This window comes from Hominimerdicola alba 8, assembly GCF_000178155.2.
GTDB classification, from domain to species: domain Bacteria; phylum Bacillota; class Clostridia; order Oscillospirales; family Ruminococcaceae; genus Hominimerdicola; species Hominimerdicola alba_C.
This window is the reverse complement of the sequence record NZ_ADKM02000069.1, coordinates 1-26,499: the sequence shown is the minus strand read 5'-3', so window position 1 is coordinate 26,499 and position 26,499 is coordinate 1. Positions and strand designations below refer to the sequence as shown.

The window sequence follows — 26,499 nt, the reverse complement described above, 5'->3', positions numbered from 1 at the left end:
CATCTATGAGGAGTTGCTTAACATTAAAAAAATCAAACTGCAAAAACTGCTATAAATGCATAAGATACTGCCCTGTAAAGTCCATAAGATTTTCGGGCAATCAGGCGCACATCATCGAACAGGAGTGCATATTGTGCGGACAGTGCGTGGTAGTCTGTCCACAGGATGCAAAGCAGATCGTCGATGAATCGGAGAAAGTCAGGGTGCTTCTCCAGAGCGGTTCGCCTGTTGTTGTTAGTCTTGCACCGTCATTTATCGCCAATTATGACGGAGCGGGCATTGAGCAGATGCGTGACGCGCTAAAAAAGCTTGGCTTTTATGATGTTGAAGAAACAGCTGTAGGTGCGACCCATGTAAAGCGTGAATATGAGCGGATACTAAAAGAAGAAAACAGGGATGTTGTAATATCATCCTGCTGTCATTCCGTAAATCTGCTGATACAGAAGTACTTCCCCGATCTTCTGCCCATGCTTGCAGATGTTATTTCCCCCATGCAGGCACACTGTGCAGATATCAAAAGGCGTATCCACGATGCCAAGACAGTCTTCATAGGTCCGTGTGTTTCCAAAAAGGATGAAGCACAGCATTACGGCGATACAGTTGATGCTGTGCTCACCTTTGAGGAACTTTCAGTCTGGCTGAAAGAAGAGAATATCGAGATAGAGCGGGGATTTTCTGCTGATGAAAATAGCCGAGCAAGATTTTTCCCTACGGCTGGTGGCATACTTAAAACCATGGACTGCGACCTGCCAGACTACACATACATAGCAATAGACGGTATCGAAAAGTGCATATCCGTTCTGCGGGAGCTTGAAAAGGGGAGCATACACAAATGCTTCATCGAAATGTCAGCCTGTAAGGGAAGCTGTATAGGCGGTCCTGTTATGGAAAATGCCCGCTATACTCCCGTTGAAGATCAGATGCTGATTGCGAGATATGCAGGCTCGAAGGATTATGACGTTGAACAGCCCGACAAGCTGTATATGAAAAAGCAGTTCACACTGATTGACCTTGGTCATGCACAGCCCACCGAGCCGGAGATACATCAGATACTGGCGCAAATGGGCAAGTTCGATACTTCCGATGAATTGAACTGCGGTTCGTGCGGATACAACACCTGTCGCGAGAAAGCCATAGCCATATATCAGGGCAAGGCGGATATATCCATGTGCTTGCCTTTCCTGAAAGACAAGGCGGAAAGCTTCTCCGATACTATTGTAAAAAATACTCCCAATGGCATCATCGTGCTGAATGATTCGCTGGAAGTACAGCAGATAAACTCCGCGGCTATGGAGATGATGAATATTCGCTACGCTTCAGATGTGCTGGGAGATCAGGTAGTAAGGATACTCGACCCGAAGATATTTATAGACGTTCAGCGTACAGGCAAGGGCGTGTACAATGAAAGGATATTCCTGACCGAATACCAGAGGTATGCCGAGCGCACTATCGTCCTTGACCGCGAGAGCAAAATGCTCATCTGTATCATGCGTGATGTTACCGATGAGGAAAATGCCCGCAGCAAAAAGGAAGAGATAAGCCGAAATACCATCGAGGTAGCTGATAAGGTAATTGAGAAGCAGATGAGGATAGTTCAGGAGATAGCGTCGCTTCTCGGCGAAACTACTGCCGAAACGAAGATAGCGCTTTCAAAGCTCAAGGAGTCGATGCAGGATGAATAACTTGTGTGCGGATATCGGATTCAAAAGCATAAATCATACAGGTGAACAGCTGTGCGGAGACCATATCGATATCGTGGAGAACGACGATTCCACGGTCATAGTCCTTGCGGACGGTCTCGGCAGCGGCGTAAAGGCGAGCATACTCTCGACCCTTACCTCGAAGATTATCTCCACCATGCTTGCAGCAGGTCTTCCCCTTGAAGACTGCGTTTCAACTATCGCAGGCACTCTGCCCATATGTTCGGTGAGGGGCGTTGCATATTCCACTTTCACCATAATCCATATCATCAATAACGAAACTGCTGTGCTGATTCAGTATGACAATCCACTGAGCATACTTATCCGCAATGAAAAAGTATGTGACTATCCCAAAACAGAAATGAACATCGGCGGAAAGAAGATATATCGCTCCGAGATAAGATTACAAGAGAATGATCTTATCATATCCATGAGTGACGGCTGCCCCCATGCGGGTATAGGCTTGGCTTACAATTTCGGCTGGAAGCGTGAGGATATCGCGGCGTTTATGGAGATGCTTGCACCTGTGGGGTATACAGCAAAGACCCTCTCTACCATACTTGTAGATGAGTGCGACAATCTTTACGGACACGAGCCCGGTGATGATACCACTGCCTGCGTTGTGCGCATACGCCGCCGTGTGCCGATGAATATTCTCTTCGGTCCGCCATCAAACAAAGATGACTGCGACAGAATGATGAGCCTGTTTTTCTCTAAAGAGGGCAAGCACATAATCTGCGGCGGTACTACCTCGACAATTGCTTCCCAGTGGCTGAAAAAGCCGCTGGTTGCAAGCCTCAGCTTTGAGCACAGCGACGTACCGCCCATTGCGACTATCGAGGGTGTTGACCTTGTGACTGAGGGTGTCATAACCGTCAACCGCGTGCTTGAATACGCAAAAGATCATATCGGCGAAAATCTGTTATACGAGAAATGGAGCCACGGCAGGGACGGCGCATCCCTCATCAGCAGAATGCTTTTCGAGGAAGCCACGGATATAAATTTCTACGTGGGCAGGGCAATAAATCCCGCACATCAGAACCCCGAACTGCCAATAAATTTCAACATCAAGATGAACCTTGTGCAGGAACTCTCAAAGGCTCTGGGAGAGATGGGCAAGCGCATCAAGGTCAGCTATTTTTAAGGGTGTGAACAGATAAATGAAAAACAAAAGAGTATTTGATACCAAGGTACAATACCTGAAATACAAGGTCCTGCGAGAGGTCGCCAGAGAAGCGTGGGATGATACGCTGCTTGAAGATCTTCTGGATATCCCGAAGAAAATAGTATCAGGCAAGACCCCCACCATGCGCTGCTGCGTTTACAAGGAAAGAGCCATAATCGCGGAGCGCGTAAAGATAGCTATGGGTGGTGACAAGGAAAATCCCAATGTTATCGAAGTTATAGATATTGCCTGTGATGAATGTCCTGCGGCAGGATATGAAGTCACAGATTCATGCCGCGGCTGTCTTGCGCACCGCTGTGAGGACGTATGTCCCAGAGGTGCTATATCCTTCGATCACAACCATGTGGCACATATCGATAAGAGCAAATGCGTTGAGTGCGGCAGATGTTCAAAGGTCTGCCCATATTCGGCGATAACCAACCGTGTCCGCCCCTGCCAGAATGCCTGCAAGATAAAGGCTATAAGCATAAACGAGGACGGCGGTGCAGCCATCGATAATGAGAAGTGCATATCCTGTGGTGCCTGCGTATACCAGTGTCCTTTCGGAGCTATAACCGATAAATCCTTTATACTGGATGTTATCGACATGATAAAGAAAAACAGCCGCGATAAAAAATCGAAGCTGTATGCGGTGGTGGCACCATCGATTTCCAGCCAGTTCACCTACGCTAAGCTGGGACAAGTGGTTTCGGGACTGAAAACTCTGGGTTTCCACGCGGTAGTTGAAGCGGCGCTTGGTGCGGATATGGTAGCATATTCCGAGTCGAAAGAGCTTGTGGAAAAAGGCTTTCTTACCAGCTCATGCTGTCCTGCATTTGTGTCATACGTAAAGTCAGCTTTCCCCGAACTGACCGAGCATATATCCCATAATCCCTCACCAATGGCGGCGATCGCCAAGTACATAAAGGATATCGAACCATCTGCCAAGGTGGTGTTCATAGGTCCATGTACTGCAAAAAAAGCTGAAGCTCAGCTGAAAGAGGTCAAAGCTTATGTTGACTCTGTGCTGACTTTTGAAGAGCTTCAGGCGCTGTTTGACAGCCGTGATCTTGACATAACTCAGCTTGAAGAAGAAGCTCTTGACAACGCTTCATATTTCGGCAGGATATTCGCACGAAGCGGCGGACTTTCAGACGCTGTCGCCGAAGCGATAAAGGAACAGGGAATAGAGGATTTTGATCTAAAGCCATGTTCCTGTGACGGCATTGAAGAGTGCCAAACAGCGCTGATGAAGAAAAAGCGCGGAGTACTTACCGAGAATTTCATCGAGGGAATGGCTTGCAGCGGAGGTTGCATAGGTGGCGCAGGCTGTCTTACTCACGGCGAGAAGAACAAAGCCCAGGTGGATGCTTATGGCAGGGAAGCCCTCGAAAAGACCATCACCGATGCGATATCGGTACTTAAAATGTGACCTGTTGTTTTTGCATAACTGATATATACTGAGAAAAGACATCGCGTTCATACCGAACGATGATGCCTTTTTTCATTGTGGAATTTTTTGTTGGCATATCCGAATAAAGTGAAAAAACGACAGCCCCGAATAAGACCGCCGGCTTCTCATAAACCATAACGCCTGTGCTGAGAAGATAGTCTCGGTATTGCTTATAGCAGAGTGGACTTTCCGCATCGCCTAATACAAGTAACGACCTTTATGACCTGTTCTTCACGCCAAACCTTTATTTTTTTCAAGATATTCTGTACGTTCTACCATATTATGCACCTCACTTTCCCTTAATATATCATATCCAGATCTACTTGTCGATATAAAATTCCGATTTTGGAATTTATAGCTTGAAACTTGGATGAATTATCCGGAATGAGAATTTGCCGATAGAATGACGTAAGCAACACCATAAAATAATATCTAAATAAAAGCATATCCAATATGGCTGAAATATCATTGTTAATTTTATCTACCGCCGATAAAATTAGAACAGGCTGTTTCAATTAGCGCTAAGAATCAAAGTGTTTATGAAAGCAAAGCTCCCGAAATTCTAATTCCGGGAGCAGTTTTACGAATGTAAGACTTTATATAGTATCGTAACAGCAGCAGACACGTACCTGATATGTATTACCTCTTTTCCTTATATTAGCCATTGTCTGATTCCACCCTACAATCAGACCTCTGGCATCTCTAAGCCCTTACCATTATTTAAATGAAGATACCGATTCAAGAGAATTCAAACCACTTCTTATGGGGTATGTGAATGTTGACATTGTAATAAACATCACCGACATAACTAAAGTAGCTGTACACGTTAAGGGTAAAAAACTTCTTGATGAAAATGCTCAGAAATTTGCCTATGTTAATAATGACGGAAAAATCAATATTTCGGATATAACTAAATCGCAGCACACGGTAAAGGTAAAAATCTTTTGAGCTAATAACAGGAATTTTTATTTTCTGAATGTTTATATAAGATATGATAATAGCAAACAGCTGGGTATATAACACCCAACTGTTTGCTAGTTGTTGTGATTGCTGATTTGCAACGTCTAACTTAAGCGTATAATCGGCTCTTTCCAATGTTAGTTGCTGTTTGCGTATAAAAGCTCATGCATCAGGACTTTAGCTTTAAGCAGAGCAAAGCTGTTTCGACCGTACATTATTCGCTTAATGAGTTTGATTTTTGTCACGCTGCCCTCGGCAAGGCCATTGTTGTAATCGAACATAATTGCATTTTTTATTGCAAATATATCATGTTTCAAACCGTCAACAAATGACTTTAATTCAGGGACGGCATCCAAATGGGAAGCCTGTTCTATCCAGTGTTCAAGATCTTCTGCTTTTTTAGAGAAGACAATACGATGGAAATCTCTTAAGATGCCATATAAAGCAGCAAGTTCCGGATACTGTTTAAGAAGCGCTTCATATTGATCCTGAGTGATCAGCTTTACATCTTCCAGATTGCGATATACGAGTTGAGAAAGCGTAATCCTATGAATATAGTCCTTTCCGCCATGCAGACCTAACCTTTTAGCGTGAGCCCGTTCTTTTTGCATAAACATTCGTATCGCTGCAACAGAACCGATATATCCTTTTGATTTGATGAACTCGTATATCTCAGTATGAATATAGATTGACCAGTCTATTATCTGCCTTAACCCTAAGTTTTGAGATATTAAATGCTGGTTAATATGTCCTAATAGTACAAGTCCATTTTCAAAATCCGGCAACACAGGAATATTGTATCCATCGATATTACGATACTCCTTTTTATAAATTGCCAATTCAATAATATCGTCAATATTAAATCCATATGAGCTAAAATGATGATGTAATTCAAATTCGATTCCATTTTTCACATAACCAATATGTCTAACATCTTCGGGTATCTTGCCGTCTTTAGTTTTGCCATGATGGTATTCATACCCTTTCGATTCTAAAAGCATTATAGCAGTCTCAAACATATCTTTAGGTACAAGAAAATCCACATCCCCCATAGCCCTTAAATGCGGCTTCGGGTAATACTGTGCAGCAGCAGAACCTTTGAGTATAACACAAGGAATATCATTGGCATCAAGCAGCTTTATAAGTTTATCCTGCTCAAACAGAAGCCTCATGTACGTTGCCTTACCCATTTCAACACTTACATCTTTCACAGGAATAATAGGACTAATGATTCCTAAGACCGTCTGCGGTTTTGCTTCTTTTACGACCTCCGTCCAATCTGTATCAGTGGGATAATTAGGATCTGTTCCAAATAACGATGCTTTTATCGCCTCTAATAATGCAATTTGTGTCGTGCTCAATTCTGCTGCCATACTTTACCCCATTCTTTTTGGAAAAAGCACACCGAATTGTGCTCTTATTTACCTATCTTCCTTGTGAATAATCTCGCCATTGTCATTCCAAATCGAATCAGCAGGCACAACGCCCCTAACGCAAGAAGTCGGATAAACATTACTATGTCTGCCTATGACAGTACCAGGATTGCACACAGCATCGACCTTGCCGACGTTCCGAACACTTTAGCGTTCGGGTTGCTGTCAATTAATCGTTGAACACCAATGCTCCAACAGCTTGCGCCGCAACGATGCATTTCGTCCAGTATAAGGTAGTCATATTCCGAGAACGCTTCGGTCTGAGTCAGCTTTGTGTATGTGAGGAAATCGTTTTTTTCAAGAGAAATGTTATTTCCCTCCGCAAGCGACTTCATCTGCTCGAAAATGTAAGTTGAGGGAGAGCAGACCGCAAACCTCTTATCAACATTATCCTCGATAAGCTGCATGATAAGATAACTCTTCCCGGTTCCGGTTGGCTGTACCGCAGCCACTCGCTGCTCGGTCTGAAAAAGGCGCACCATGTTTGCATAAGTCTCACGATTGTGTTTATGCAGAAACATATCCTCACCTTCTCAGACTTTCGGGTCGATTGTTCTCTCGAAATATGCTATTTCACGACACCCCGAGATAGCTGAATCAACGCTATTTCGGCATTTTTATTCTGCGAACAGATTTATGATTTTCTTATCCTGTTTCTCAGCATAACTAACGGCTTTATACGCTCCGCCGCCATTATGTTCAATAGCACAGATTACAAGGTCGCTGCGATCAACCATGCTCTTGTTTCTTTCAAAAATAGCTGCTTTCGGGTGTACTTTTGAGGATTTCTCACATATCTCCACCTCGTCGTAATACTGCTCAAAACTCTCACGATTGTCTCGGTACTCCGCACGTTCATAAGGCAGAACCAGAACAAGCGACGTATTGCCGAACCCATACAGCTTTATAGCCTCACGAACAGCAGATGCGGCAGCCTGATCGAAGTCACCGTCCCGCCCCACAAGAAACTCAACATACTCCTTGCTATTGATAAGGTCACGCAGAATAGGCTTTAGCCGTTCCTCTATTGTGTATTGGTCGGAAAGCTCCCTGTGACCGAAAAATGCTACGGTATATGTATTCACGCCAACCTCCTGCTCTTGAATAATGCTTGCACTCTGATATATAATAGACAAGTAAGCCCAATTTCGCAAAATCAATCATTTCGGGATAAAAGTTGAGTTTTTGGCGCTATTATTCAATTTTCAAGCTACTTTTCTGACGAACCATTTACGTTAAGAAGCTATCGTCAAAAGGTTCATGCAATTGCGCTTATGCTCCATAGACGTATGAATGTAACGGTCAAGTGTGATCTGGACGCTGCTGTGTCCTAAAATCTCGGAAAGCGTTTTTACATCGAATCCGAGTTCGATTGCACCGCTCGCGAAGCAATGACGGAGCACATGATAGTTGTACTCGCGGACGCCGGCATTTTCAAGAATACGCTTAAAGCGATACTGCATGGTGCGCGGCTCAATGGGCTTCTCTGTCCCCGTGAGTATGAATGCACTGTTCTTGCCTTTCAGCTCTTTGAGCATGGGGATTAGGCAATCGGGAATGGGTATCTCACGGCGCGAGGATTGGCTTTTCGGCTCGGCGATAATCACTTTCGTCTTGTTGTCGCCCTCAAAGCACTGTATACGCTGTATCGTGTGCCTGACGGTCAGAACACGTTTTTCTGTGTCGATGTTCTCCCAACGCAGGGCGCAAACCTCGCCTATTCTCATGCCAGTGTAAAGCGAAAGAGCCACTCCGAGCGTGGAAGTACTGCGATTATCGTTGATATAGGTCACGAGCCTTTTCTGCTCGTCCTTGCTCATAATTGTTATTTCGGGCTTGGCTTTCTTCGGCATGATTATACCGTCAATTACGTTATTGATACGGTATTCGCGGGCTGCATAGCGAAAAATCGACTTTAGTACAACCATAATATCACTGATATAACGTGCAGAAAGCCCGTCATGCAGCTTTTTCTCCATAAATTCATAGACTGCTTTTGCTTTTATAAGCGCAGCGTTCATGCCGCCAAACGGCGGAATGATGTGTTTTTCTATCTTCATTCGGTAATTGGCGGCGGTGGATTCCTTAATCCTGTTTTTGCTTACGGAGAACCATTCGAGCGCCAGTTCCTTGACGGTCATTTCCGTTATTTCTTCGTTACAATGCTCCTCGCTCTGACAAGCCATGACCATTTTCAACTCCGCTTCTTCCTTGGTCTTTCCATAAAAGGAGCGGTATTTTTTATGACCCGATTCGCTGCCAAGCGAGATCCTGCACTCCCAGCGACCGTCCTTTCTTTTATATGTTGTCCCTCTTATCATTTTATCCTCCAAAATTCTATCTGCATAATTGACAATCGGTGCAAAATCGTGTATAATAACAGTATAGAGAATGTGGCTTATTGTCATTTCTCCAAATGATTGATTTTGCGAAACGCTTCTGTATTTTTCTGCGTTTTCCAGTTTAATATTTTTTATTTTCCGAAATCGGTACTGTGACCGATCTCGAAATTTTCAAGTTACGAATCAGTTCACTGCACCACTAAGATTGGCGAAATGAACTTATTCTAACCTTTATGAGAGAGCCTTATAATTTTCACCTCTCATAAGTTAGGGGTTGAGAAGCCGATTTTTTTAGGTCAATTAGCACGTTTTCTCCGTTTTGCACAAATTACACGGAGCTGGTGTTTTCTTGGTTAGCAAAAATAATAATATTTTTGAATGCTTAGCACAATTTCTATGAGGAATGAACTTTTATACCATTATGATACCTGAGAATCATGCACAACCATTTTTTGATAAAAACACTATAAACCCCTTCCCGCACATAAATGCCGGAAAGGGGCTATCTGAAATAGTACAGTATAAAGCAATAAAACACCATACAAAATCAAAAGAACCTGATTATATGTGCAAAGCCATACTCATGTACAGATCTATCATTCAGGCTTTGTACGATGCTTATTTATATTTCGATTATAATCTGAGCCATACCATTATAATATGACTGTATGCAAATCTTGGTATACTAGCTGTAAGATGTTTAATGAGCAGGTCAATTATTTGTAAAGCAATACCCCCGACACCTACACGATGTCGGGGGTATGCAAACCCGCAGTATTGTCTGTAAAATGGTTGGTTTTGAAAAACTTCTGTGGGACTATTGACCTATTACGCCGTTTACGCTATCCGGTCATTTTGACGAAGCGATTTTGAACGAACATAAAGAATCTGAAATTTATTATTGACGTGATCGGGAAAGTGCGCTATATTGATTATGGGGAGCGACGATATAGAGAAAGTCGCACAGCTCCAATTCTCGGAATCGAGAAAAAAGACCGAGCCGAAAGGCTCGGAAATGACATTCGCCCCACTGGGGCGAAACTCTACCAGCAAGCACGGTATTCATGGGGTACAGTTTGAAAAATGACCACCCTGAATACAACAGCTTGTTAGAGGGTTTTGCACCCCTAAGACCCCGCTTGAAAAATGAAAGAAAAAGTGATATAATTGATAATGAAAATGGGCGAATACTAAGATTTTGGAGGTTTGTCTATGAATGTAAAAAGTGATGATGAACGGAAGTCAAAAGTGTTGAAAATACGCCTGAATGACAGGGAGTTTGCTAAGCTGAAACAATACACGGAGGAAAGCGGTCTGCGCTCAATGTCGCAGTATATTTACAATTCGATTCTTGCGACACCAATCATCGAGTTGACGGACGAGGAGCTTGCACCCGACAAGGCAAGATTCAAAGAGATTGCCGACAGCATAAATTCCATAGCAATTCAGGTCAATCAGACGGGAAATATTTATCCCGAAGATATGCAGGAAATACGTCAGGGAATTGATGAAATATCCGCAAGGCTTGCAGAGTACCAATCAAAGTTGGAACGCTTTGCTGTGACACCGCAGACGTTCAGAGCGATAGTCGATAAGGCTCACGAGGACGTGAGAAAATAAGAGAAAAATGCACCGAGGAAAACGCTTATATTGCTGCGCCCTGCACAAGAATTATTACAATTATTGTGCAGGGCTGGACTCCGAAAATGGAATAGGCTATAATAATCTTACAATTCTTTTTGGAGGTGCAGTATATGTTAGCAATACCCGAATTGGCAATGCCGAGGTCAAGCAAGGTCACGACCGTATGCAACGGCAGGCGTGAGGTCTGGACGGACTACGAACAGGCAAAGGCTTATTTCCTTGAAATGATGATGTCTGCGGACGGCGAGGAACATGACCGAGCAGAATGCGTTTATATTCAGCTCACGCACGGGCTTGGCGAGTGCAGTGATGAGGACGAATAATCAGCAGTGCGAGTTGTTTCGGCAGCTCGCACTTGCTATGTCCTGTGACGAACGGAAACGCCCCTCAGAGCCGTCCGAGCCTGCGGAGCGGAAAACTAACCGCCTGAAAAGAAAAGACCTGAGAAGTGCTTGTAAGAGCAAATCTCAGGCTTTTTTCTGTTATTCAGTTTCAAAAGGGTATGCCGTCATTTTGGCGCGCGCCATAATGATTAAATGGACTTGTACGGAACGGATTATAGGAGTTCCAATAGACTACGGGCTAAGGACACTGTTTTTTATATCTATATTTTGAGCTTATTACGAAACCACATCAGGCACAACGATTCGCCCTGTGCCTCCGCAGTATTTTGTGGTAGTGTCTATTATTTTCTGTGCGGTCTCGGTCAAAAGTTCGTCGGATGTGGCGGCGTTGCCCTGAACGATATAAAAGATGTTTGTTGTATTTTCGTCAACGGCGGTCTTATTCACCTGCCTGATCTCCAGACGGCAAAGAATTTCGTTTGAATCATCGCAGTAGCAGTATTCGTGAGGTGCGACCGGGGTAGGTTCTGTTGCCCCAAGCGGAACATACCGTTCGGTGCCGTCTGTAAAACGCAGAGTTACGTTACCCTCAGTCTTGTCGATATTATGCGCTCCCAGTGCCAGCTTGCTTTCCAGCGAGATAAGGTTGTAGATGTCAACCGCCTGATTGATATATAATACCTCCTGACGCTTGACAAGAAGCTTGATAAGATTCTCGCTGGCTGGAATATTTTTTCTTCGTTTGACTCCCACATTGTCGTGCAGGATATTGAAGCCCTCAAGTACAGGGGCGGAATGTATGTCCAAGTCCTTGTATTCCTCGTACAGCTCTGCAATACGTTTTGTACGGTAAGCCTGCCATTCCTCGCCTTTTCTATGGTTGTCTATGCCCTCGACGACTGCAAAGATTATTTTTACTCCGCTGTCGAGGACTGCTTTTTCTACTTTGAAATTCATTTTTTTCACCTGTTTCAGTTCACTGATTATACTCCTGTTTTGACAAAATGCTGTTTCTTGCCCTGTTTATTGTGCGCTCGAATTCTCCGCTGTCAAGCCATTCCGCAAGGAAAAATTGTTCAAGCATCGGAACGGTACAGGAATAAAATCCTACTTTTTCGTTATACTGCTTCAATATCTTCTTTGGAAGAACCATATATCCTGCTCTTAGTGACGGTGCTATCGTTTTTGAAAATGTGTTGATATAGATAACATTCTCGTCCGCTGTCTGTGCAAAAAGCGTCTGAGGTGCTTTTCCGTTCAAAGCGAACTCCGAGTCATAGTCATCTTCAATGATGACCGCATTTCTCTGAGAAGCCCAGTTAAGATAAAAACGTCTGCGTTCAGCCGATGCGGTTATCAGGCTCGGGAAGCTGTTGAACGGCGTAACGTGCAGTATTTTGGCTTGTGTGTGTTCAAGCTCAGTGGTACGGATTCCCTCACTGTCCATTTCAAGCATATCACATACTGCTCCGTTTGCCGTATACACAGCCCTTATCTTTTCATACGAAGGAGATTCCAGAGCGATCATATTATCCCTGCCAAGCATCTGGATACAAACTCCGTACAAATATTCCGCACCTGAACCTATGATGATCTGTTCGCTGGATACGTTTATGCTGCGGCATCTTGCAAGATAACGGCATATAGCATCTCGAAGTTCAGCACAGCCGCCTGCCGGAGATCTCATGAGAATACGCTCTCCGTAATCAAGAATTACTTTTCTCAGTAACGACGAAACTGCTGAGAAAGAGATATTGTCAATATGAAGAACAGCCGAAACAACAGGTGATACAGAATCATTTTGCCCGTCAGATACGGGAAAGAAACTGTCGGCACAATACTTTACATAACAGCCGCTTCTGGGCTTCATACGGCAGTACCCCTCATCGCATAAAAGCTGGTATGCGTGTTCAACTGTTATAATGCTGACAAGACACTCCTTTGCAAGCACACGTTTTGACGGGAGCTTCGCACCGTACACAAATGCTCCTGAGATGATACGACTTCGCAATTCCTGATAAATCTGCATATAGGCACAGAGCGTGCTGCTGTGATCTATCTCAATGTACATTCTCTGCACCCCTTTGTATATTTTTCTTTATTATACTACTTTTACCGGCGGTTTTCAACCATTTTGATGAAATATTCGTATACAGACGTATCATTGGTAAGTTCAGGGTGGAAGGCTGTCGCAAGCTGATTATCCTGCTGTACAGCAACTATTTTTCCTTTGATTCTGGAAAGCACGTTCACACCCTCTCCAACACGTTCTGCATAGGGCGCACGGATAAACGGCATTTCAATTTCTTTTCCTGTAAACTCATCAACACAGCGAAAACTGCCGAGCTGTCTGCCGTAAGCGTTTCGTTTTACGGTAATATCAAGGGTTCCGAAGCAGGGCTCTTCGTCCTCTATTTCTTTGGCAAGCAGTATCATTCCGGCGCAGGTCCCGAATACAGGCAAGCCGTTCTGTATCATTTCTTTCAGCGGTCCATACAGAGAGAGATCACCTAACAGCTTTCGCATAGCTGTACTTTCACCGCCGGGGAGGATAAGTCCGTCAAAATGTCCGCTTATGTCTTTTAGCTGACGGATCTCAAATGCTTCAACATTTATCTGTTTCAGCTTGGATATATGCTCTGCAAATGCTCCCTGAAGGGCAAGAACACCTATACGCATTATTTGCCCCTTTCTTCCATGATGAGCTTTATTTCCTGTTCATTGATACCGACCATTGCTTCGCCAAGTCCTGATGAAAGTTCTGCTATCAGCTTTGCATCGGTATAGTTTGTCACAGCCTGAACGATTGCCGAAGCACGTTTTACGGGATCGCCTGATTTGAATATGCCCGAACCTACAAACACACCCTCTGCACCGAGCTGCATCATAAGTGCTGCGTCAGCAGGTGTAGCCACTCCGCCTGCCGCAAAATTAACAACAGGAAGTCTGCCGCTGTCATGGACTTGTTTCAGCAGATCATACGGCACTTGCAGCTTCTTTGCTTCCTCATACAGTTCATCTTCACTGAGAGATACTGCATGGCGTATCTGAGAATTCATCATTCTCATATGTCTGACAGCCTGCACGATATCTCCCGTGCCGGGTTCGCCCTTTGTGCGTATCATGGACGCGCCCTCGGCAATACGGCGCAGCGCTTCTCCGAGATCTCTCGCACCGCAGACAAACGGTACCTTGAACTGCCGCTTATCAACATGATAAACATCATCGGCAGGAGAAAGGACTTCACTCTCGTCAATGTAGTCGATCTCTATGGCTTCAAGGATCTGCGCTTCTGCAAAATGACCGATACGGCATTTTGCCATAACAGGAATCGTTACAGCCTCCTGAATTGAACGTATCATAGCAGGATCGCTCATTCTTGATACGCCGCCTGCGGCTCTTATGTCCGCCGGTATCCGTTCAAGTGCCATGACAGCACACGCACCTGCTTCCTGAGCTATGACTGCCTGTTCGGGAGTTGTAACGTCCATGATAACGCCGCCCTTGAGCATTTGTGCAAGCTCCTTGTTGAGTTGGTGTCTTTCCTTGATATCATTCATAATGATAACCTCTTTTCATGTTTTTTATCATTATATCAGATATTTTCGGAACTGCATATATCCAGTTTTGTTTTATTTTATAGGATCAGATCATTCTTGAAAGCACGGTCTTAGTACCACATCATCTGAAATAACATATTAAATCTATCATATTACTAAGTTTATTATACACATTTTTCATAGAGAAGTCAATAGCCTTGAAAAGATCATACCAAAGATCAAGCGTTAATACAGCATTTTCAGCGCCTTCTGCACGATCTCACAATCAAACCCTTCGTCATTTCAATATGCCGATGATACACTCCACAAGCGTAAGTGCCAGCAGAATATTGATGATACGATAATGCTTCAGATAGAATTTCTGTATCAGCGCACCCATTCCGATCCATGTGAGCGTTGCGAAACTGCCGAGTGTGGCAATAAACAGTTCAGCGATCACAAGTGCAGTCAGCGAGGTGTAGTAGTCTGTGATGTAGCCCGTCAAGGCGGTCATACCGAACAGATAGATCTTCACATTGACGAATTGCAGGAGAAAGCCTTTCATGTAAGATGCAGATCTGCTGTCATCGTCCTTTTCAGGCTTGCTGAGCGCAATATGTATCGCAAGCCACAGGATATAGGCAGCACCGATGTACTTCATCACACCGAGGACAGACGGCAGAAATGCAGCGATGCCGAATACAAACACAGCACAGATAAGCTGTACCACATAATATCCAGTAAAGATGCCGAAAAACAGCGGCCTGCCTTTCTTCCAGCCGTAGTTCGTCACCGTGTTCAGTGCAAGGATATTGCCCGGTCCGGGGGTAAACGCATTGATCACACAATATAAAACAAAATTACCTATCACATAAGCCGGCATATCTTATGCCTCCTTCCGTAGTTTTATTATACCACGGAACGCCTTGCGATAGGTAATACTTTTATACTTCGTTATTTCATAGGTTAAGCCTATGCTTCCTGATACTGCCCGATCAGCTCGATAAAACGCGCACCAAGCTCTGAAAGTGTGCGGTCTTTGTTGATAATATAGCCGATGTGCATTGTCTCTTTTTCTTTCAGCGGAACGGAAATGATCCTGTCACCGTGGAGATATTTCGCATAGATACCGCTGGAAATGGTGTACGCCTGCAATCCGATCATCAGATTGACCACCGCCGCACGGTCACTCACACGGATACTCTTATCGACTGTTTCATTGCTGAAAAGTTCCTCTGCGAAGTTTGAGGACTCATACGCTCCCTGAACAAAACTCAGTCTCGGATAGGGCTTCAATTCTGCAAGCGTAAGGGCTTTTTTCGCTGCAAGCGGGTGATCTCTGTCAAGGAAGATATGGGGAGAAGCCGTAAACAGCTCATAGAAAGTGAGATTGTAGTCCTCAAACAGCTTTTGCAGGACGCTTTCATTGGATCCGCAGAGATACAGCAGACCTAAGTCGCTGAACCTGTTTCGCACATCTTCAATGATCTGATGCGTCTGCGTTTCGTTCATGATGAACTCATAGCGTTCCTGCCCGTATTGCATGATGAGGTCAGCAAAGGCGTTCGCTGCAAAGGTATAATGCTGTGTGGATACGCAGAAACGCTGTTTTTCAGGTTGACCGTTGACAAAGCGTGACTCCAGCAGTTCCATTTGCTGAACAACCTGCCTTGCATAGCCGACAAACTCCATTCCCTCCGGTGTCAGTGCGACACCTGCCCGACAGCGGTTGAAGATCGTGAGTTTAGCTTCATTTTCGACTTCCTTGATCGCACCCGAAAGGCTGGGCTGGGAGATAAAGAGTTGTCTTGCGGCTTCGGTGATCGAGCCGATCTCTGCTGCCGTGATGATATATTTTAACTGCTGTACTGTCATGGTTCTTCACGCTTTCCGATAGATGCACCGAGCATATAGGCATCTTCACATTCGGAGATATCCTGCATATCCATATCATCGGTATGAAGCAGAGCCGCCTTGCCGAGATTCTTCCACGCAAGCCGTTTCATCATATAATCGAAAAGCTCATACAGCGGTTCAGGGTGACTTCCTCCTGCTGCGACCAACAAAGCACCGCCTCTGCCCCTGCCGATCAGTTCACTACGGTCATACTCTGCCAACGCCCACAACCTGTCGATCACATTTTTGAGCAGACCGCTGTACGACCAGAAGAACAGCGGAGTCGCAAACACGGTCAAATCTGCCTTGCGGAACTCTACATAGACGGTATCCATATCATCACGCTGTACGCAGGGGTGTTCCTTATCCTTGCTGCCGTTCAGACAGCCGATACAGCTATGGATATTCAGCTTACACAAGTCAATGACTGTGACAGTGTGACCGACCGATTCTGCTCCCTTGCAGAATGATCTTATCATTGCAGCCGTAAACGCATTTGGTCTGGCAGAGCCGTTCAGGACGAGAATATGGGACATAGCGATACCTCCTGTCGAGTTGTATTTTAATTATACATCTGTAAAAAGAGTGTGTCAAGTCAAAACCCATCAAAAAATCCTTACAGACAAAACTGAATAGGCATCTGAAAAGAAAAAGCAAGGCTATGCCTTCCATACACGGTCACGGAGGACATAGCCATTTCCTTATGCTGTGATTATATCAGTCCTGAATCTCCTGCATCATAGTCGCACCGTCCTTGAAACCGACTTTGTAGGCAGCTCTCATCTCAGCGGAGGCAGTCTCGCTCACGCAGTCCAGTATCTTGTGGAATATATCGATCTGCTCCTCGCTCAGCGAATCCTCAAACGGTATGCAGAGCTTGCCCCACTCGTCAGAGTGAATTTCACCCTGTCTGTAACCCAACATCGCATCGATCATTTGTATCTGTCCTTTCGGTTTTATTGTTGTAAAACCAACCGTCCAAACATAACCCAAATAATCGTTGTTAAGGTGTTGCCTATGGCACGCTTGTGGCAATACCCATTTTACGCTCGTCCCGCCATACATGAAATCGGAGTACCGTGACAACGAAAAGGAATACCTTGACTATTATGATGAAGTTGAGGTGTGTGCCGGATCGTCCGAAGCACACCCAAAGTTCGCTATCCAAGTACGCAACCGCAGTATGATAGACCGAGCAGACCTTGTGGTATGCTGTATACAGCATAAAAGCGGAGGAGCTTATGCCACGATACGCTATGCAGAGAAACAGGGCAAGAAGATAGTGAACCTTGCAGACGAAAAGGGAATAGGCTTCTGAAAAGGAAAATAAGGCGATACCTATGCGTTGTCAGGTATCGCCCTTATTCGTTATTATAATGATTGTTCTTGTCGGTAGGTACTGCTACTGGTTTCGTGTTACTATTTGGAACGGGGATAGTCGTTCCTACGACGCTGTGCCCCATGTCAGCCGAAACTGATACCACATCTACACCCTCATAAATGAGAAGACTGGCGTGCAGATGTCTCAACCATATGAAAACACACCGATCAAATGATCTCGCATTTATCGACCATTACGTCGATCACCTGACCTCTGTTATACCTGTGAATGCGGTATTTCATTCTGAACCCGAACGGTACGCAGTTCAGATAAAAATCCGTCCTGCCTTCCTCGTGAACTACCACCTTTTTCAGCAGCTCACCGTAAACTTCAGTGCTTTCACTGTCAGACGACGCTGTTTTCTTAACATCGGTGATGTAGCTCTTGATCCTGTCAAGCTGCTGCTTGTGGGCGGTGTTGATGTCCTGGCTTTTTGCGATCTGCTCGGTCAGCTTTATGATCTCGTCATCATAATACTCGGTCTGCTTTTTCAAGTCATCTTTGGTGATGAGCCCGTCGATCATCAGGTCTATCGCTTTTCTCTTTTTCAGATTGAAGCTCTCGATCTGCTCCTTCATCGGCTGAACATCGACTCTGACATCATTCTGCTGCATCAGCTTTATGTCGGCAAGCAGCTGCTCAACGATATTGCTTTCCGAATCCTTGATCTGCTCAATGATGTACTTCATGCAGAACTCCAGCGTTTTTTCATTGATGCCTTTGTTTGCACAGCCTACCTCTGCACCGTTTTTATCAATGCGATGAATGGAGCCGTATTTTGCTCTGTTCACACAATGCAGCGTTCTTCGTTCTTCGGTTGCTTTACCCGAAACATTATACGAATACCCGCAGCAGCCACAGGTCACCTTGCTGCTGAACCAATAATGCCTGGAATATTTCCTGCCTTCACGGGACAACAGACCTCTTTCGTAAATCTGCTTCTGAGCCAGATCCCAGACCTCTCTTGAAATGATACCCTCATGATGATCCTTGATCGTAATCAGCGGAGTATCGGGATTGTCACCGTTATTCTGCAAAACTCTCTTGGTCAAAAAATCGGTGGAATAGTGTTTCCACTGCGTCAGATCACCCACATACTTGTCATTTTTGAGTATCCTGCAAACTCCGTCCTCACGCCACATTTTTCCTCTGACTGTGAGCAGCCCTGCGGCATTAAGCTCGTTTGCGATAGTGTGACAGCCTTTACCCTCATAGACGTAGCTGTGGAAAATTCGCTTGACGATCTCGGCTTCCTCGGGTACTATTTCCAGCTTGCCGTCAACAGTCCTGAAACCGAGCATGGTGCAATATCCATACACCCAGCCGTCCTCCATTTTCCTGCGGATACCCCATTTAACACGCTCGGATATCTTGCGTGATTCCTCCTGAGCGATAGATGCCATGATCGTCAACCGCAGCTCTCCGTCCTTGTCGTTGGTGTCGATCCCGTCATTCATAAAAATGACATTCACACCTATCTGCGACAGCTTTCGGGTGTAGTTCAGAGTGTCAACGGTATTTCTCGCAAAGCGGCTGACTTCTTTAGTCAGGATAGTGTCGATCTTTCCTTCCTCACAATCCTTTATCATTCGGTTGAAATTGTCACGCTTTTTTGTCGTTGTTCCTGTGATGCCCTCGTCGGAATATACCTCGATAAGCTCCCAGCCATCGTGGGCGGAAATATACTCGGTGAAATATTTTATCTGTGCCGCCAGCGAATGGAGCTGGTCGGTCAAATCCGTGCTTACTCTTGCGTAAGCGGCAACTTTTCTGTTTTTATTATCTCTATACATTGTACCTCCTCTCCCGATTATTTCGGGAATAATTCCCCTGCACAATTTCAGTTTAGCACAGTAAAGGGCGGAAGTCAAGACCTCCGCCCGACTGTTCAAAAATCGTTTAAGCTGTCTGTGAAATATCGGTTCTGTCCTGCATGGCTATCAGCATTTCAAGCTGCTGATCGGTGATAAGCCCCTGCTTGTGAAACTCCTTGTAGTAGCCTATTTTCATCGCCTTTACGAAGGCAATTTTGTCCTCTTCGGACAGTTCGATATTTTCACTTTTGTTCTGTTTCTCTTTGTTGTCTTTCAAATATTTTCTCCTTTCGATTATCGAAAGGAGGTATGACGCTGCCTTAAGCGGTTGGCGAATCCGCTCTGGCAGCCTGCTGCTTGGCGTTGCAGCAGCATACACGACGATGATGTTTTTTATGAAGTAGTTTTACCCGTGGCAGGCGAATCCTCGGGAGAATTTTTTCCTATGTTTACTGACTTTTCACGCTTGGCTTGCTCACGTTTGAGCTGCTCGATAAAGCCCTTGTTGCGGTTATCATTCATTATTCTGTCGAATTTCACGATAACCTCCTCGGGGGATAATGATTCCCCGAACACCGATATGACATGGTCATAAACAGCGTTTCTTTTCTTCTGTTCGAGCTGTGCGAGTTCGGCTTTTATCTCAGCATCAAGAGCATTGTAGGCATCAATGGTCGGCTGTATCTCTGCACGGTTTTTCTCGATTTTTTCCTTGTACTTTTCACGCTTAGCAATCTTCATTTCAAGTGTTACCTTTTTCGGCATAGCATCTTCCTTTCTTTTTTACCTCGTTTGTCACAACGCCGCCACGGAATCTTTTCCCATGGCAGCAGGAAATAAAACATGGCAATCACCCCTTTGTTTATTCTTAGATTTTGTTATTATTAGACCATTAGCTTTGGTACAATTACGACAGATTTCTTCCCTTGCAGTTTATGCAATTCTCTGAATAATCCCATACATTTCATTTTTAATAATTCAGATAGCAATATTCCAATTTGTTTCATATTTTTGCATAGCAATATTTTCATCGTTAAGGGCAACGGGTTCCCTTAACAGCCAATTTCAGACGAAAGGCTGATAATTGGAAGAAAGTGGGAGGAGTATGCACCACTTTCTATACTTGCTATTCTTAGCTTAAAATTTACCGATTATCAATCCATTTGATTAGCCCGTATGGGCTGATATTTTTACATCGGAATCCTCTCCTTGTTGGGATAAGTACAAAATCGCGAAAATGTACCTGTTGGAACCGGTTCTGAACGAGGGTAAAAAGGAACATAATCGTTATTCTGTTCCGAAGACATATCCACGATAGGGATAATGATCAAATAATGTACCCGATGTACTACGTCTGCATACTGACTTTCTCCTTTCTTGCGATGTTCCGAAACATTCTTCGTTTGAGCTCAATTTTATTATACCACCCCCTTGACAAAATTGCAATGGTTTTGTACAATAATTATTAGAACTACAATTATTGTAGATTAAGTTTTGAAATTATTATTGTCCAAAATCGGGAGGAACAAAAATGAAAAGAGAGTCATACGAATATACACCGCTGGAGGTCTATCACGCAATTCGTGCGAACCGCCCTGACATAGCCTATGACGGTTTCCTTAACAAGGTCTATTTCGACGAGGACGAGCACATAGCACATATCCACGTCAGCACCCGGTACGAAATGGAGGACTACACGCCGCCCGCCGAGGGTGAGGAACGTGAACCTATCAAGCCCGTTGACGAACTTGACATCATAAATGCGAATGGCGACTATGTTTACCGTGACGCCTTCACTCTGAGAACTCGGAATCATACTGCGCCGACACGGAAACTGAATCCGTTCACCGGGCTTGACATTTCGTTTCCCGTCGGAGAGGGCATTCTCGACTTTTGCTACACAGATTTCACTAAGGAACAGGACGATATTATGCTTTTCGGAGCATTATTCAGTCACAGAAAGAAGAAGCAGGAGGTAGTTCGGAACAGCGAAGAAGTTTACAAGGTCGAGCTTGAACACATGGAAGATACGCTCACAACGCTTGGTGATTATCTTTACCAGTCGGTGTACAGCAGCATTTTCCCGCCGTATATTTACGAATACACTAAAGAGACCATTCCTGCATTTATTCGATATATCACCGAGGTACGGAAAGAGATGATGCGTCGCATTGAATTTGTTTTCGATGACGAGTTCTATCCCGATGAGCTGTCAAAGTTCTTACCTTGTGAACGATATTCGCTCTATGCCGATGTGTACGATACGCCGCTTTCTTTCAACCGCGACGAACGATTTACTATGCTTGGTAACTATAGCGCCCGGCAGTTAAAGCGAGGAAACATTGACCCTGCGGAGATCGTTCAGCGGCTCACAAGTCATGTGCCGACAGACGAAAAAAGCCCGCTTGAGCAAGCGTTGGGGCTTGAAGCGGGCAGGGTTCAGATATTCTATCATGTTCCGAGGTTCATGGCGGCGGAGTACAGTGTCAGCACCATTCACGATATGCTGGAGCTGGAGTTCACAAAAATGCTGGAGTACGACATTCGGCTGCACAAGTGCAAGATCTGCGGACGGTATTTTATCATTAAGGGAAATTATGTGTCCGACTTTTGCAATCGTGTTCGTGAAGGCAATACTCGCACCTGTCAACAGATCGGGGCGCAGAGGAAGTATGATGAGAGGCTGAAAACTGACGAAGCTGTTGCGCTGTTCCGCAAGTATTACAAGAGATACTATGCGAGGACGAAGGTCAATCAAATCAAGCCCGACAAGTTCAGGGAGTGGAATTACAAGGCTTGTGAGATGCGGGATAGATGTCAGGACGGGGAGATCACGCCGCAGGAGTTCGAGAACTGGCTATATGGGAGTTTTAAGAATCGGAAGAAGAAGGAATAATTTTACGTAATCTGAACCTTTCGCCCAAATTCTCCGACTATATAAATGAAAGCGCTTTCAAATAAAAATCAGGAGGTGAGGATATGAGCGAATTTGAAATGCTCGTAAGTGAGCATCGTGGCGCTGTCGAACGGTATGTGCGGTATAATATTCCGTCTAAGGCTGACAGCGATGACGTTTTGCAGGAGGTCTGGCTGGCGGCATACAGACAGTTTGACAGGCTAAAAAACAAGAGCAGCTTCAAGGATTGGGTCATAGGGATAGCACGCCACAAGGTCAAGGACTATTTCCGCAGCAGGCAGGAAACTATCGACATTGACGATCTGCCCGAGAGCGAACTTGTTCAGAGCCGTTATGGACTTGTGGAGTATTCGCCTGTTCATGAGACTATCGACAGGTTGAGCGATAACGATAAACAGATACTCATACTTTACTATTTCGAGAATATGCCGCAGAATGAGATCGCGGATAGGCTCGGCATACCGCTTGGTACAGTCAAAAGCCGCCTGAACACCGCAAGGCGCAATTTCAAAAACGCATACCCATATCCGCCGAAAGGAGCAGATATTATGTTTAAATTACCGAAGATAATACCCGAATACAAGATCATTCCCAGTGACAAGGAGCCGTTTACGGTCAGGTGGGAGGAGCTTATGGGCTGGTTTATTGTTCCGAAGGTAGGTGAAAAGCTGACCTTTGCGATATACGACCAGCCGTCCCGAAAGGGTGATTATTTCTATGAAATGGAGGTCATCGGAAAAGCAGAGATACACGGCATAGAGGGCATCGAGATAATCTCTAAGGAGGGCAATTTTGATAAGACACAGCCCTGCACCGAGCGCAGATTTGTGGCGCAGCTTACCGACACACATTGCCGTTATCTTGCCGAGAGCCACGTTGTAAACGGCGTGAGGAAACTCTACACATTCCTTGACGGAGAGGATTTTCTGCCGAACTGGGGCTACGGCGAGGACAACTGCGGCAATGAGATCAACCTCTCGCCCAAGGGGATAATCGTCAAGAACGGCAGCGATATTACTGTAAATGTCGATAAAGCTCCGCTTGACATAGTAGGCAGATACACCATTGAGATAAATGGCAAAAGCTATGATACTGTATGTGTTATCGATGTCGGGACGTACAATGATGGTATTCTCAGTGAGCAGTTCATTGACAAAAACGGCAGAACGATACTGTGGCGCAGGTTCAACCGCAATGACTGGGCGCTTGACCGCTATGGCAAGCTGTGGACAGAGACTCTTCCAGACAATGAGAGACTGATGGTCAACGGCGAGGTTTATGTGCATTGGTATGATTGTGTGAGTGAGTATATATTCTGAGGTTTGCGGCATACCTGCCTTGTGCGGGTATGCCGATTCTCACTTTAGTTGAATTTTAATCATCAAATAAGTGATTGACCTCAGCCGAAAATCTGTTATAATAATTATAACGACGTCGGAATAAAACACACGGAGGTAACACTTATGAACATAAGTTTCAGTGAAGTATTTAAGAAGTTCCGCCGTGAGCGTGAGCTTACACAGGAGCAGGCTGCCGAGGCATTCTCGGTATCGACGCAGGCTGTAAGCCGCTGGGAAAACGGTCAGACAAGCCCCGATATTACGCTTTTGCCGATAATCGCGGAGTATTTCGGGGTGAGCATTGAAACTCTGCTGGGTGTGGACAGCGAGAAACGCAAAGCGCTCCACGAGCAGTATATGAACGACTTTGAAACGGCAATAAAAAGCGGCAGAGTGAACGACTGCATAGAGATCGCCCGTGCCGGACTAAAGGAGTTTCCCCACAGCTATGAGCTGATGAACGCCTTAATGGAAGCACTATTTAAGTCGGGTGAAAAAAGTGCGGGAAATCCCGATTGGGAAGAAAACAGGGAAAAACACAAGCAGGAGATAGGCAGTCTTGGTGAGAAGATACTTGCAGGCTGCACCGATGACGATCTGCGCCTCAGAGTAAAGATAAGGCTTGCCAATCTTTACTGTAATGACTTTAACGATCTTGAAAAGGGGCGGAAAATACTTGAGACTTTGCCGCCCATAGAAAGCTGCTATGAGGAAAATATCCAGTCAGCGCTGAGGGGCGACGAGCTGCTTGACCATTACGGAAGACGTATTTGCAGCTCGGTGGGCTGTCTGCAATATTACATTCAGGCGATGATGATAGAAGGCACGGGTATTGATCCTGTTTATACCGCTGAGGAACGCATAAGGCTTATGAAGGTGATAGAGGATATTCAGGCTCTTGTGTTTGACGAGGGGGACAATGGATTATTCAATTTAACAGTTTCAGAGAGATATTTTGAAACTGTGATACCCGACCTTATCTCGCTTGACAGACTTGATGAAGCCCTTGCCTATAGTGAAAAGGCTTGCGACTATCTCGAAAATTACTATGAGCTGCCCGAATGGTACACCTACACTACACCGCTTGTACGAGGTTCGGTGGGACAGACAATATGGCATACGGCAGATTCTCGCTCTCGAGCGCAGATAATTCTTGATGATATGCTGAGCAAGGAGTGCTATTCGGCTCTTAACGGTAATGAGAGATTTGCGAAAGTCAAAGAGAGGATAAATAGTTTAGATTGATTATCGCGGCGTACCTGCTAAGTGTGGGTATGCCGTTTCCTTGCATGAAAATATAAATTATGGTATAATAAAACCCACCAAACCTTCCGCCCATTTCTGCGACTAATAAGTGAAGCTTCAAAAAGAGGTGCGCCCATGAATAAGATAAACAAGAATGAATTAACAGAATATGCCGAGCTGCTTCTGCAGGCGGCTGTGCGCAAGTGTGATGATTTCGCAGATGCTCAGGACTTGGTGCAGGAGACCCTACTTGTTGCGCTGACAGCTATCGAAAACGGCAGGGAGATAGCCGAAGGTATTATGATATGCTGCGGCAGAAATACCGCAAACCGACAGTCTGCATCGATGTTGTTGGGGAGATATCCGATGAAAGCGGCTTTGATGACAGCTCGGAAGATGTGGAGAATATCCGCCGTTGTCTTGCTAATCTAACAAAGATATACCGTGAAGTCATGGTTCAGCACTATATGAACGGCAAAAGCGTTGCCGAGATTGCAGAAAGACTTGGTATTCCTGAGAACACCGTCAAGAACCGCTTGTTCACCGGCAGAAAGCATATTCGGAAGGAGTTTACTATGGAGAATTACACTAAGCAGAGCTATGAACCTGATGATCTTTGGATAGCCAGTACGGGTCAGACAGGTATTGATGATGAGCCGTGGAAGCTGGTCGGTCAAGATCGTATCGCTATGAATCTGCTGATACTCGCCTACGAGCAGCCCGTCACACTGACCGAGCTTTCAAAGGCGATAGGCATTTCGACTACATATATTGAGCCGATAGTAGAACGGCTTGTGGATGGTGAACTGATGAAAAAGGTATCAGATAAGGTTTATACTGATTTCATCATTCACACCGAGGATGAAAGACTTGCTTCGCTTGATCTGCAATTAAGTCTTGCAAAAGAGCTATGCTCCGAGATATGGGAGATTGTTGACGAGGGGCTTGATGAGCTGCGCCGGCGTGCATATTACAACACTCAAACCGAAGAACAGGCTATCAAATTGGAGAGCTTTTTCGTGTTCAGGACACTTCTTCACGCTGTCAATGGAGTGCGTGATGAAGTCAGCGGAGGAAGAGAACCCTTTGAGAGCTATCCCGACAGACCAAACGGCGGCAAGTGGTATGCTATGGGTTCACTGTATCCTCACGGATATGATTACGATCATTGCCCATACAGCCGCTATCAGTTTAGCGGTGAAAGTGTCAACAATATGAAAAATGTGATCGGAGCAAAAGCTCTGTCCCTGTGTCTGTATGACACAGATGCTTCTGTTCTCGGCACTACCTATAAAGAATATTTTTATATTGACTCGTTCTCGAAGC

At 45.0% G+C, this 26,499-nt stretch carries 26 protein-coding genes; 11 read left to right on the top strand and 15 right to left on the bottom strand.

Going from position 1 to position 26,499, the window contains the following annotated elements; genetic code table 11:
- Positions 1-5: 5 nt before the first annotated feature.
- The 3 genes from CUS_RS07285 to CUS_RS07275 are packed head-to-tail and all read left to right on the top strand — an operon-like array spanning position 6 to position 4,297.
- Entirely contained in the window at positions 6-1,682 is a 1,677-nt protein-coding gene (locus CUS_RS07285) for a [Fe-Fe] hydrogenase large subunit C-terminal domain-containing protein (RefSeq protein ID WP_002849014.1), read from the top strand.
- Positions 1,675-2,844 carry a SpoIIE family protein phosphatase gene (locus CUS_RS07280; protein WP_002848954.1) on the top strand — a complete coding sequence of 390 codons (1,170 nt, stop codon included), beginning with the start codon at positions 1,675-1,677 and terminating at the stop codon, positions 2,842-2,844. The genes CUS_RS07285 and CUS_RS07280 overlap by 8 nt, the downstream gene beginning before the upstream one ends.
- A 16-nt stretch (positions 2,845-2,860) precedes the next feature.
- Positions 2,861-4,297, top strand: a complete 1,437-nt coding sequence (locus tag CUS_RS07275; RefSeq protein ID WP_002848990.1) for a 4Fe-4S dicluster domain-containing protein — start codon at positions 2,861-2,863, stop codon at positions 4,295-4,297.
- Positions 4,298-5,415: 1,118 nt separating this feature from the next.
- Here CUS_RS07275 and CUS_RS19145 read toward each other — a convergent pair.
- The 4 genes from CUS_RS19145 to CUS_RS07250 all read right to left on the bottom strand — a co-directional run bounded on the left by CUS_RS19145 (position 5,416) and on the right by CUS_RS07250 (position 9,032).
- Positions 5,416-6,651 (bottom strand): nucleotidyltransferase family protein, encoded by a 1,236-nt coding sequence (locus CUS_RS19145; RefSeq protein ID WP_002848942.1) that lies wholly within the window; start codon positions 6,649-6,651, stop codon positions 5,416-5,418.
- Between the two features lie 152 nt (positions 6,652-6,803).
- A complete protein-coding gene (locus CUS_RS07260) occupies positions 6,804-7,232 on the bottom strand; it encodes a DEAD/DEAH box helicase family protein (RefSeq protein WP_037276878.1) in 429 nt (142 codons plus the stop codon).
- Between the two features lie 96 nt (positions 7,233-7,328).
- Complete coding sequence (locus CUS_RS07255; RefSeq protein ID WP_002848979.1) at positions 7,329-7,796, bottom strand: hypothetical protein; 468 nt, start codon at positions 7,794-7,796, stop codon at positions 7,329-7,331.
- Between the two features lie 150 nt (positions 7,797-7,946).
- Entirely contained in the window at positions 7,947-9,032 is a 1,086-nt protein-coding gene (locus CUS_RS07250; RefSeq protein WP_002848956.1) for a tyrosine-type recombinase/integrase, read from the bottom strand.
- A gap of 1,233 nt (positions 9,033-10,265) precedes the next feature.
- On the opposite strand from CUS_RS07250, the gene CUS_RS07240 reads away from it, so the two are divergent.
- Positions 10,266-10,673, top strand: coding sequence for a plasmid mobilization protein (locus CUS_RS07240; protein ID WP_002848986.1), 408 nt, complete (start codon positions 10,266-10,268; stop codon positions 10,671-10,673).
- Between the two features lie 134 nt (positions 10,674-10,807).
- The gene (locus tag CUS_RS07235; RefSeq protein ID WP_002848965.1) at positions 10,808-11,020 is read left to right on the top strand and encodes a hypothetical protein; all 213 of its coding nucleotides are present in this window, start codon (positions 10,808-10,810) and stop codon (positions 11,018-11,020) included.
- Positions 11,021-11,317: 297 nt separating this feature from the next.
- Here CUS_RS07235 and CUS_RS07225 read toward each other — a convergent pair whose 3' ends face one another.
- The 8 genes from CUS_RS07225 to CUS_RS07190 all read right to left on the bottom strand — a co-directional run bounded on the left by CUS_RS07225 (position 11,318) and on the right by CUS_RS07190 (position 17,412).
- Positions 11,318-11,998 carry a B3/B4 domain-containing protein gene (locus tag CUS_RS07225; RefSeq protein ID WP_002848950.1) on the bottom strand — a complete coding sequence of 227 codons (681 nt, stop codon included), beginning with the start codon at positions 11,996-11,998 and terminating at the stop codon, positions 11,318-11,320.
- A 19-nt stretch (positions 11,999-12,017) separates the two neighbouring features.
- The gene (locus tag CUS_RS07220) at positions 12,018-13,112 is read right to left on the bottom strand and encodes a PLP-dependent aminotransferase family protein (RefSeq protein ID WP_002848974.1); all 1,095 of its coding nucleotides are present in this window, start codon (positions 13,110-13,112) and stop codon (positions 12,018-12,020) included.
- A 41-nt stretch (positions 13,113-13,153) separates the two neighbouring features.
- The gene (gene pdxT, locus CUS_RS07215; protein ID WP_002848935.1) at positions 13,154-13,720 is read right to left on the bottom strand and encodes a pyridoxal 5'-phosphate synthase glutaminase subunit PdxT; all 567 of its coding nucleotides are present in this window, start codon (positions 13,718-13,720) and stop codon (positions 13,154-13,156) included.
- Positions 13,720-14,601, bottom strand: a complete 882-nt coding sequence (gene pdxS, locus CUS_RS07210) for a pyridoxal 5'-phosphate synthase lyase subunit PdxS (protein WP_002848969.1) — start codon at positions 14,599-14,601, stop codon at positions 13,720-13,722. Before pdxS ends, pdxT begins: the two co-directional genes overlap by 1 nt.
- Positions 14,602-14,878: 277 nt before the next feature.
- Entirely contained in the window at positions 14,879-15,463 is a 585-nt protein-coding gene (locus CUS_RS07205) for a LysE family transporter (protein WP_002848924.1), read from the bottom strand.
- A gap of 89 nt (positions 15,464-15,552) precedes the next feature.
- Complete coding sequence (locus CUS_RS07200) at positions 15,553-16,455, bottom strand: LysR family transcriptional regulator (RefSeq protein WP_002848911.1); 903 nt, start codon at positions 16,453-16,455, stop codon at positions 15,553-15,555.
- Positions 16,452-17,012, bottom strand: coding sequence for a flavodoxin family protein (locus CUS_RS07195; protein ID WP_002848922.1), 561 nt, complete (start codon positions 17,010-17,012; stop codon positions 16,452-16,454). Before CUS_RS07195 ends, CUS_RS07200 begins: the two co-directional genes overlap by 4 nt.
- A gap of 181 nt (positions 17,013-17,193) precedes the next feature.
- Positions 17,194-17,412 carry a DUF6809 family protein gene (locus tag CUS_RS07190; RefSeq protein ID WP_002848944.1) on the bottom strand — a complete coding sequence of 73 codons (219 nt, stop codon included), beginning with the start codon at positions 17,410-17,412 and terminating at the stop codon, positions 17,194-17,196.
- A gap of 127 nt (positions 17,413-17,539) precedes the next feature.
- Here CUS_RS07190 and CUS_RS07185 point away from each other — a divergent pair, with 127 nt between their 5' ends.
- Complete coding sequence (locus tag CUS_RS07185; protein WP_002848959.1) at positions 17,540-17,794, top strand: hypothetical protein; 255 nt, start codon at positions 17,540-17,542, stop codon at positions 17,792-17,794.
- A 230-nt stretch (positions 17,795-18,024) separates the two neighbouring features.
- Here CUS_RS07185 and CUS_RS07180 read toward each other — a convergent pair whose 3' ends face one another.
- The 3 genes from CUS_RS07180 to CUS_RS07170 all read right to left on the bottom strand — a co-directional run bounded on the left by CUS_RS07180 (position 18,025) and on the right by CUS_RS07170 (position 20,436).
- Entirely contained in the window at positions 18,025-19,650 is a 1,626-nt protein-coding gene (locus tag CUS_RS07180; RefSeq protein WP_002848940.1) for a recombinase family protein, read from the bottom strand.
- Positions 19,651-19,756: 106 nt separating this feature from the next.
- The gene (locus CUS_RS07175; RefSeq protein WP_002848992.1) at positions 19,757-19,948 is read right to left on the bottom strand and encodes a hypothetical protein; all 192 of its coding nucleotides are present in this window, start codon (positions 19,946-19,948) and stop codon (positions 19,757-19,759) included.
- Between the two features lie 116 nt (positions 19,949-20,064).
- Positions 20,065-20,436, bottom strand: a complete 372-nt coding sequence (locus CUS_RS07170) for a hypothetical protein (protein WP_002848995.1) — start codon at positions 20,434-20,436, stop codon at positions 20,065-20,067.
- A gap of 766 nt (positions 20,437-21,202) precedes the next feature.
- On the opposite strand from CUS_RS07170, the gene CUS_RS07165 reads away from it, so the two are divergent.
- The 5 genes from CUS_RS07165 to CUS_RS07145 all read left to right on the top strand — a co-directional run.
- Positions 21,203-22,567, top strand: coding sequence for a DUF6076 domain-containing protein (locus tag CUS_RS07165; protein WP_002848978.1), 1,365 nt, complete (start codon positions 21,203-21,205; stop codon positions 22,565-22,567).
- A gap of 83 nt (positions 22,568-22,650) precedes the next feature.
- Positions 22,651-23,907: an RNA polymerase sigma factor gene (locus CUS_RS07160; protein ID WP_002848953.1), complete on the top strand. Its 1,257-nt coding sequence runs from the start codon at positions 22,651-22,653 to the stop codon at positions 23,905-23,907.
- Positions 23,908-24,051: 144 nt separating this feature from the next.
- Positions 24,052-25,173, top strand: a complete 1,122-nt coding sequence (locus CUS_RS07155; RefSeq protein WP_002848938.1) for a helix-turn-helix transcriptional regulator — start codon at positions 24,052-24,054, stop codon at positions 25,171-25,173.
- A 135-nt stretch (positions 25,174-25,308) separates the two neighbouring features.
- Positions 25,309-25,605: a sigma factor gene (locus tag CUS_RS20385; RefSeq protein WP_037276871.1), complete on the top strand. Its 297-nt coding sequence runs from the start codon at positions 25,309-25,311 to the stop codon at positions 25,603-25,605.
- Positions 25,515-26,499: sigma-70 family RNA polymerase sigma factor (locus tag CUS_RS07145; RefSeq protein ID WP_242831545.1), on the top strand; the 985-nt coding region annotated here is incomplete at its 3' end. The genes CUS_RS20385 and CUS_RS07145, both read left to right, overlap by 91 nt.

Excerpts from the sequence above, each read along its gene's own strand:
- CUS_RS07225 (WP_002848950.1), bottom strand. The coding sequence starts at position 11,998 with ATGAATTTCAAAGTAGAAAAAGCAGTCCTCGACAGCGGAGTAAAAATA.
- CUS_RS07190 (WP_002848944.1), bottom strand. The coding sequence starts at position 17,412 with ATGATCGATGCGATGTTGGGTTACAGACAGGGTGAAATTCACTCTGAC.
- CUS_RS07220 (WP_002848974.1), bottom strand. The coding sequence starts at position 13,112 with ATGTACATTGAGATAGATCACAGCAGCACGCTCTGTGCCTATATGCAG.
- CUS_RS07240 (WP_002848986.1), top strand. The coding sequence starts at position 10,266 with ATGAATGTAAAAAGTGATGATGAACGGAAGTCAAAAGTGTTGAAAATA.
- CUS_RS19145 (WP_002848942.1), bottom strand. The coding sequence starts at position 6,651 with ATGGCAGCAGAATTGAGCACGACACAAATTGCATTATTAGAGGCGATA.
- CUS_RS07180 (WP_002848940.1), bottom strand. The coding sequence starts at position 19,650 with ATGTATAGAGATAATAAAAACAGAAAAGTTGCCGCTTACGCAAGAGTA.
- CUS_RS20385 (WP_037276871.1), top strand. The coding sequence starts at position 25,309 with ATGAATAAGATAAACAAGAATGAATTAACAGAATATGCCGAGCTGCTT.
- CUS_RS07285 (WP_002849014.1), top strand. The coding sequence starts at position 6 with ATGAGGAGTTGCTTAACATTAAAAAAATCAAACTGCAAAAACTGCTAT.
- CUS_RS07275 (WP_002848990.1), top strand. The coding sequence starts at position 2,861 with ATGAAAAACAAAAGAGTATTTGATACCAAGGTACAATACCTGAAATAC.
- CUS_RS07165 (WP_002848978.1), top strand. The coding sequence starts at position 21,203 with ATGAAAAGAGAGTCATACGAATATACACCGCTGGAGGTCTATCACGCA.
- CUS_RS07250 (WP_002848956.1), bottom strand. The coding sequence starts at position 9,032 with ATGATAAGAGGGACAACATATAAAAGAAAGGACGGTCGCTGGGAGTGC.
- CUS_RS07200 (WP_002848911.1), bottom strand. The coding sequence starts at position 16,455 with ATGACAGTACAGCAGTTAAAATATATCATCACGGCAGCAGAGATCGGC.
- CUS_RS07235 (WP_002848965.1), top strand. The coding sequence starts at position 10,808 with ATGTTAGCAATACCCGAATTGGCAATGCCGAGGTCAAGCAAGGTCACG.
- CUS_RS07280 (WP_002848954.1), top strand. The coding sequence starts at position 1,675 with ATGAATAACTTGTGTGCGGATATCGGATTCAAAAGCATAAATCATACA.
- CUS_RS07170 (WP_002848995.1), bottom strand. The coding sequence starts at position 20,436 with ATGCCGAAAAAGGTAACACTTGAAATGAAGATTGCTAAGCGTGAAAAG.
- CUS_RS07155 (WP_002848938.1), top strand. The coding sequence starts at position 24,052 with ATGAACATAAGTTTCAGTGAAGTATTTAAGAAGTTCCGCCGTGAGCGT.
- CUS_RS07260 (WP_037276878.1), bottom strand. The coding sequence starts at position 7,232 with ATGTTTCTGCATAAACACAATCGTGAGACTTATGCAAACATGGTGCGC.
- CUS_RS07160 (WP_002848953.1), top strand. The coding sequence starts at position 22,651 with ATGAGCGAATTTGAAATGCTCGTAAGTGAGCATCGTGGCGCTGTCGAA.
- CUS_RS07205 (WP_002848924.1), bottom strand. The coding sequence starts at position 15,463 with ATGCCGGCTTATGTGATAGGTAATTTTGTTTTATATTGTGTGATCAAT.
- pdxT (WP_002848935.1), bottom strand. The coding sequence starts at position 13,720 with ATGCGTATAGGTGTTCTTGCCCTTCAGGGAGCATTTGCAGAGCATATA.
- CUS_RS07195 (WP_002848922.1), bottom strand. The coding sequence starts at position 17,012 with ATGTCCCATATTCTCGTCCTGAACGGCTCTGCCAGACCAAATGCGTTT.
- CUS_RS07185 (WP_002848959.1), top strand. The coding sequence starts at position 17,540 with ATGAAATCGGAGTACCGTGACAACGAAAAGGAATACCTTGACTATTAT.
- pdxS (WP_002848969.1), bottom strand. The coding sequence starts at position 14,601 with ATGAATGATATCAAGGAAAGACACCAACTCAACAAGGAGCTTGCACAA.